The following is a 1,193-nucleotide window of genomic DNA, read 5'->3' on the forward strand; positions in this document are numbered from 1 at the left end:
AATAATGCGCTTAACGTACAAAAATTTCCGATCTCCAAACTGACCCCTAACAGGGTAGTGACCGGGTAGCCACGATAACTGCCAACAAAATTAGCTTATAGGTTAATTCTACCTTGTCTGAAATTAGCCTATAGGTTAATATTAATAGAAATGGGAGGTCACATGTTTAGCGTTGTTTATCACCCGGAAGCCAGGGAAGAAGCCACAGCATTACCCGTAGAAATCAGGGTGAAGTTTGACCGTCTCATCGGCAAACTGGAGTATGACGCCCGATTACTGCGGGAGCCGGACACGAAGCCCCTGGGCGATGGACTTTTTGAGATCCGCACGATGGGGACGGACATAGCCAGGGGAATCTGGGTATACCACAAAGGCAATACCATCATCATGCTCCGTGTTTTCATCAAGAAGTCACAGAAAACGCCAGCGAAAGAAATCGATCTCGCCAAAAAGCGGTTAGCGGAGGTACTTAATGAAACTGGTAAGCCATAAAGAACTGCATAACGAGTGGATGCAGGACGATGAATATCGCGCTGCATGGCAGGAAGAAGAACGTAAGGAAAAGCTCAGGGAGCTGCTTGCTGAATGGCGCAAGCATGACAACCTGACAAAAGCGCAGGTTGCTGAACGCATGGGGGTTACACCTCCGGTTATTTCTCGCCTGGAAAACAACATCACCAAAGCCAGCATCGACACACTGACCCGCTACGCTCACGCCTGCGGCATCAAGAAACCTGTCATTGCCCTGTACTGAATAGCCAGCCCTCCGGGGCTGGCCTTTTTGTTTCGGTCAGTCCCAAAATTTTGTTAAAGCAAGTTTAAAATGTCACCTGTTTCTCCAAAGTTGAAATGTCACTTCTAAGCCAATCTATTTATACATAATCTTTACATCTTTCCCCGGTGACAAAGTGCTAATTGGTCTGTAATGTTCAATGTGTGGCAGGCAAGCCGCCGGTGACTTAGGCATAAGTTGCTGATGGGTCGAAAAGAATCTCCGAGACTGCCTTGTGGGCAAACTTGTCATTGGCAGGGCCGATGGTGAGGGTTGAAGGTCGTTCTGGAAAGCTCGAAACGTGGGAACAATACCGGTTACGTAAACCACGAACTGTCCAAGGCTGCGGCAGTATAAATACGCCAGATATTACAGGCACTGTTGCAAAGTTAGGGAAGGTGCGAACAAGTTCCTGATATGA

Annotated in this window: 3 protein-coding genes; 2 read left to right on the forward strand and 1 reads right to left on the reverse strand. The window is 47.7% G+C overall.

Translation table 11 applies throughout. The annotated features are described in order from the left end of the window. The first annotated feature begins 162 nt into the window (after window positions 1-162). Entirely contained in the window at window positions 163-492 is a 330-nt protein-coding gene (locus HMPREF3140_RS09400) for a type II toxin-antitoxin system RelE/ParE family toxin (RefSeq protein ID WP_070552948.1), read from the forward strand. Next, the gene (locus tag HMPREF3140_RS09405) at window positions 473-754 is read left to right on the forward strand and encodes a helix-turn-helix domain-containing protein (RefSeq protein WP_000780222.1); all 282 of its coding nucleotides are present in this window, start codon (window positions 473-475) and stop codon (window positions 752-754) included. Before HMPREF3140_RS09400 ends, HMPREF3140_RS09405 begins: the two co-directional genes overlap by 20 nt. A gap of 205 nt (window positions 755-959) precedes the next feature. Here HMPREF3140_RS09405 and HMPREF3140_RS29110 read toward each other — a convergent pair. After that, the coding region (locus tag HMPREF3140_RS29110; protein WP_217628962.1) for a hypothetical protein at window positions 960-1,193 on the reverse strand (234 nt) is incomplete at its 5' end.

It is taken from the genome of Klebsiella sp. HMSC16A12, assembly GCF_001808265.1.
GTDB classification, from domain to species: Bacteria; Pseudomonadota; Gammaproteobacteria; order Enterobacterales; family Enterobacteriaceae; genus Klebsiella; species Klebsiella pneumoniae.